This is a genomic window from Leuconostoc sp. (assembly GCF_965300815.1).
Genome location: NZ_CBDKZH010000090.1, coordinates 1 through 4,975, shown reverse-complemented (window position 1 = coordinate 4,975; position 4,975 = coordinate 1). Strand labels below are relative to the sequence as shown.

General features: G+C 44.2%; 8 protein-coding genes. All 8 read right to left on the bottom strand.

Annotated features, from left to right (window positions below):
- Positions 1 to 496 (bottom strand): class I SAM-dependent methyltransferase (locus ACW12G_RS06155; RefSeq protein ID WP_455647522.1); only part of this gene is annotated, 496 nt, incomplete at its 3' end.
- Between the two features lie 45 nt (positions 497 to 541).
- Positions 542 to 913: a ribosome silencing factor gene (rsfS, locus tag ACW12G_RS06150; RefSeq protein ID WP_010001179.1), complete on the bottom strand. Its 372-nt coding sequence runs from the start codon at positions 911 to 913 to the stop codon at positions 542 to 544.
- 34 nt (positions 914 to 947) lie between these two features.
- Complete coding sequence (gene yqeK / locus ACW12G_RS06145; RefSeq protein ID WP_029509877.1) at positions 948 to 1,529, bottom strand: bis(5'-nucleosyl)-tetraphosphatase (symmetrical) YqeK; 582 nt, start codon at positions 1,527 to 1,529, stop codon at positions 948 to 950.
- Positions 1,522 to 2,160: a nicotinate-nucleotide adenylyltransferase gene (locus ACW12G_RS06140; protein ID WP_455646363.1), complete on the bottom strand. Its 639-nt coding sequence runs from the start codon at positions 2,158 to 2,160 to the stop codon at positions 1,522 to 1,524. Before ACW12G_RS06140 ends, yqeK begins: the two co-directional genes overlap by 8 nt.
- Before the next feature lie 18 nt (positions 2,161 to 2,178).
- Entirely contained in the window at positions 2,179 to 2,493 is a 315-nt protein-coding gene (yhbY, locus tag ACW12G_RS06135) for a ribosome assembly RNA-binding protein YhbY (protein WP_029509879.1), read from the bottom strand.
- Positions 2,493 to 3,632, bottom strand: coding sequence for a ribosome biogenesis GTPase YqeH (gene yqeH / locus ACW12G_RS06130; protein WP_055308285.1), 1,140 nt, complete (start codon positions 3,630 to 3,632; stop codon positions 2,493 to 2,495). The genes yhbY and yqeH overlap by 1 nt, the downstream gene beginning before the upstream one ends.
- Positions 3,622 to 4,158, bottom strand: coding sequence for a YqeG family HAD IIIA-type phosphatase (locus tag ACW12G_RS06125; protein WP_010002663.1), 537 nt, complete (start codon positions 4,156 to 4,158; stop codon positions 3,622 to 3,624). The genes yqeH and ACW12G_RS06125 overlap by 11 nt, the downstream gene beginning before the upstream one ends.
- Positions 4,159 to 4,316: 158 nt before the next feature.
- Positions 4,317 to 4,937, bottom strand: a complete 621-nt coding sequence (locus ACW12G_RS06120) for an aggregation-promoting factor C-terminal-like domain-containing protein (protein ID WP_455647523.1) — start codon at positions 4,935 to 4,937, stop codon at positions 4,317 to 4,319.
- Between the last annotated feature and the right edge of the window lie 38 nt (positions 4,938 to 4,975).

Genomic DNA, 4,975 nt, shown 5'->3' with positions numbered 1-4,975 from the left:
CGGCATCATCATCGTTATTATAGTAATAGTCAGCATAACCAACATTAACCTGATGCGGTGTAATGACGTCAAATAAAAACTGACCGCCCTTTTCCAGATGAGCGGCAACTTCACGGATGGTTGCCTGAAAATCGGCCAACGTTGGCAAATAATTTAACGCATCCGCAAAACTCACAATCGTTGGATAGGTTTTCTGCCAATCTGACCAATCGCGCATATCGGCTTGTAACAAGTTCACATCCACGCCAGCTGCGGCGGCGTGCTGTTGGGCCAACGTTAACATCTCGGCCGACATATCCAGTACATCAACTTGGTAACCGCGTTGCGCCAATAAAACAGCCAATCGCCCGGCACCACCACCAAGATCTAAGATATCGCTTGGTTGCGTTTGACTGGTCACAAAGTCTGCCCAGGCACGATACATCTCTTGATCAAATAACTGATCGTATTTCGCCGCAAAGGTTGAATAATTATTTTGTAAATTTTCGTTTGTCATAAGTTCTATTTTAACAGAAAAAAGACGAGCTGCCGCTCATCTCAATTAATCAGTTACCAATAATTCTGTGATATCAACATATGGTGCATCATGCCAGAGGCGTTCCAAGTTGTAGAAATCACGTTGTTCTGTTGAAAAGACATGGACAATAACGTCGCCTAAGTCAATCAACACCCAATCCGCTGCTTGGAAGCCTTCAATTAACTTAACTTCGCCACCAGCTTCTTGAATTTTGTCTTTTACTTCCGTCACAATTGCCTGTACTTGCCGGTTTGAAGCGGCATCGGCAATGACAAAGTAATCAGCCATCAAGCTGACTTGTTGCATATCAAGGGCCACAATGTTGTTGGCCTTTTTGTCATCTACAGCCTTAATAGCTGTTTCTAATACTGTTTTTACATCTAATGCTGTTGTCAAAATATTTGCCTTTACTTTCGTTTATACGTTGCCCTTAAGCACGGGGCAACCAATAATTATAGGTTGTAATACTCTTTGGATAAATCGGTGTTTCTTTTTCGACCAAACGTAAAACTGTGTGGACAATTTGGTATTTTATACCGGCAGCCAGTGATTGATCCGTCAAAGTACGCGCTGTTTCAACCCCTGGAAAAGTCCGCCCCAGCTCCAAGTAATCTGCCATAAAAATAATCTGTGATAACAAAGACATGTCTGCCCCTGATCCCGTTGTGTGTTGCCGAACCGCTGTTAAGATGTCTGGGTCATCAATCCCCAACTCATCACGAATCATTTCTGCCCCAACGACACCATGCCAAATGTAATTACCCCAATTCACTAAATCAGGATCCAAATTCTTGGCCTGAATCACAGCAAGAAAATCCTCATCAGCGCGTTCTTTTGCATAGTCATGCACGAGTGCGGCAATTTCAGCCTTTTCTGGTGACACACCATACTGTTTCGCTAATTTAAGCGCGTAATCTCTGACACGTAAGACATGTTGGAAACGATAGTCTGACAGTTGCGCGGCAACACGCGTTTCGAGTTCTGCAATACTGCCATCAAAATACTTAGTCATATAGCCCCCGATATAAATGATATTCTTCAATAAAATAACTCACCCGTTCTGGTACCAGATAACGAATACTTTGGTTTAACCGCAGTTTTGTCCGAATGTCTGAAGCAGAAATTTGAATTTTGGGTACGTCACACCAAATAATGGGATAGTCCGATTGGCCTGCCTGTTGCGTCGTTTTACCGGCTGCTAGTTGCACCAACTGTACCAGGTCATCAATATGTGCCCAAGTTGGCAGTTTTTCAACGAGATCATCACCCATGATGAAGGTGTAAGCATTTTCCGGATGCGCTTGCGTCAGGGCCAACATCGTTTGATAGGTCAAAGATGGCCCACCATGATAGATTTCAATCAATTCAAGGTCAAAGAAAGGATTGCACATAATCGCTTGGCGAACCATTTGAACACGATCCGCAGGCGCAATCGCACTGGCATGGCGCCCGTCTACCGGTTGCGCATTTGGCATCCAATAAACCTTTTCCAAACCCAATTGCCGCCCAATACTTTCCGCTAACACCAATTGCCCAATATGTGGTGGATCAAAAGTGCCACCAAAAATACCGACACGATGTTGCGGTTGCACGGGGGCTTCCTGCAGTTGCCTTTGTGTGATCGTTGTTGCTATCCCTTGCATTGACATGACTACCTTTGATTAAATCTTTGCTAATGCCACAGAAATTTTCTTATATTTATCTTCTTGCGCTGGCAAGTACAACACCAGCGTCCGGCCGATCACTTGTGCGACCGTAATGTCTGAGTGTGATTGAATAAATTCAGCCACCGCTTGCGCTGAATCATCCGCACTTTGCTGAATGCTAATTTTAATTAATTCACGCTTGGCAATTGCCAAGACAATTTCATCAACCCAAGCTTGGGTCAACCCATTTTTACCAACAGAAAAAATAGGTGAGAGTGTGTTTGCTTGTGCGCGCAAAAAGCGCTTTTGCTTTCCAGTGAGTTGTAACATTAAATCATTGCCTTTCGAATAAGGACAGAAACGCCCTGTGGTGCCCAACCGCTGACTTGTACGCCAGCTGGCACAGAAATCCAACCCAAACCTGCAAACACAATATCACTCTTTTCAGTCGTTTTAAATGTGTGCTTCACAAGTGGGGTTGCTGTTTTTGGTGCCGGTGTTAATAACGTCCCAACATGCTTCTCATAAAAAGCATCTGCACCGGCCAGCTTTGTCCGGTGTAAGTTGAGATTATTTTCAAAATATGCCGTAAATGAGGCACGTTCACCTGATTCAAAATCAAAGCGAGCGAGCCCACCAATAAATAGGGTTTGTTCTGGATTCAATTGGTAAGTGCGTGGCTTAATTTCATTTTTAGGCAACGCATACTTCAAATCTTTGTCCGACAACACGTGCGCAATTTGGTCACGCTTGATAATCCCTGGTGTGTCAATCAAATGCTTCCCATCAGATAGCGGAATTTCGATTCGATCTAACGTTGTCCCTGGGAAACGTGAGGTCGTAATTAAATCCTTCACCCCTGTGCTTGTCTTAATAATTTGGTTAATCAACGTTGACTTCCCAACATTGGTTACCCCAACGACAAAGACATCACGGCCGGCACGTAATTCATCAATTTCAGCCAACAACGCATCAAGATTTTGTGGGTGCGTCGCTGACGTCAAGAAAATATCGACTGGCTTAATGCCTTGCGCCTTCAATTCGGCTTGCAACCAATTTTTCAATCGGTTTTTGTTCAATAACTTTGGCAATAAGTCTACCTTGTTGGCCACTACCAAAATTGGATTGTCTTGTCCCACAAAGCGTGGCAGGCCAGAAATTTCTGAACCCGTCACATCAAAGACATCAATCACGTAAACAATCAAAGCGCGTGTGTCGGAAATTTGGTGTAACAAGCTCGCAAAGTCATCATCAGTCAATTCTACGGGTTGAATTTCATTATAATGCCGCAAACGGAAGCACCGTTGGCAAAGTAATTCATCCCGATCAATAGCCTTCTTTAAGGCACTCATTGGCAGATAACCCGACTTATTTGGATCATCAACCTGGATTAAAGCGCCACAGCCAATGCAGCGCAAACCATCATTTAATTCTTCTCGGACATATGCGTCCGTTACTTCAGTTGTCACGAAGTGATTTCTCCCATTTTAAGTTTGGATGTGCACGAAAAACAATTTTTTTCACTTGCTTTTCAATACTACGATTAAGCCACGTTTGCCACATGTCTGAGTCAATTAAACGTTTAACAAGGACACTACGTACGCCGGCTGCATGTGCTGCCCAAATGTCGGTCAACATTTGATCCCCCACCATAATAACCGATTGCCGATCAAGATGGTGTGTTCGCAAAACATGCAAAATACCTCTTGGTAATGGTTTAAGCGACCAGGAAACGAATTGTACCCCTAACGGTTCAACGGCCTTCGCTACGCGTTTGGTGGTATTGTTTGACACCACAATCAACTCGATCCCACCCTCACGTAAATCAGCTAACCACTGACGCAATTCAGGGGTGCCATTTGGATTGTTCCAAGCAAGTAACGTATTATCCAGATCAGCTAGGACCGTTTTGACGCCATGAGCTTTCAGGTCGTCAACTGTCAAATCATATATTCTTTCAACCATATAGGTTGGCGTAAATTGTTCTAAGCGCATGCAAATCATCATCCAGTTTATTTATTCTATTCTATTATACACTACTCTGCCACTAAATTTGACAACACTCTTGTCGTGGACAAATTAGGACCAAAATAGAAAAAGCACACCGGAGTGTACTTTTACATTTGAACCGTATGATTCACACCAAACAAGGCTTAATACCAGTTGTTCGCTTGCCAATGTGCAATGGCTTGCGCCACTGTGCCATAACGATCAGCAATATATTTTTGCATGGCTTCAAGTTGCACCGCGTAGTTACCGCGATAGTTTTGGCCTGGGACGTATTTGGCATAATAATTTTCGCTTAATTGGCCAATCCCATAGTAAGGCCCGTTTTGTGCGTTAACGTTACCGCTACTTTCACGCGCGATTAACCATTGCAAATCACCAGAAACTGGTGCTGGTGTTGCTTCAGCTGGCTTGGCTGGTGTTACAACTGGTGTCACAACAGCAGGCGCAGCTGCCGGCGCTGTTGGTGCCGGTGTCGCAACTGGTTCTGCAACGGCCACAGCTGGTGCTGCTTCAGCCGGCGCAGTTGCCGCTGGTGTTGTGTCTTGTTCAGCAGTAGCATGTGCCGCCACTGCTTGACTGACTGACAATTGGACTGACTTCACGTCAGCTAATGAAGCAACAGCTCGGTCTACCGCTTTTACATTAACTTGTTCGTTTAATGAAGCGGCATCCGTTGGATGACTTTCAGCTTTAAGTTGCGCGCCGAGAACCCCCAACGTCATACCAGTTACTGTTGCACTTGTGATTAAAATTTTCTTTAACATCATGTGACTTATTTTGACGTATCAACATTACATATATG

Coding starts and splice junctions, on each gene's coding strand:
- yqeK (WP_029509877.1), bottom strand. CDS start 1,529: ATGACTAAGTATTTTGATGGCAGTATTGCAGAACTCGAAACGCGTGTT.
- ACW12G_RS06140 (WP_455646363.1), bottom strand. CDS start 2,160: ATGCAAGGGATAGCAACAACGATCACACAAAGGCAACTGCAGGAAGCC.
- yhbY (WP_029509879.1), bottom strand. CDS start 2,493: ATGTTACAACTCACTGGAAAGCAAAAGCGCTTTTTGCGCGCACAAGCA.
- ACW12G_RS06125 (WP_010002663.1), bottom strand. CDS start 4,158: ATGCGCTTAGAACAATTTACGCCAACCTATATGGTTGAAAGAATATAT.
- ACW12G_RS06120 (WP_455647523.1), bottom strand. CDS start 4,937: ATGTTAAAGAAAATTTTAATCACAAGTGCAACAGTAACTGGTATGACG.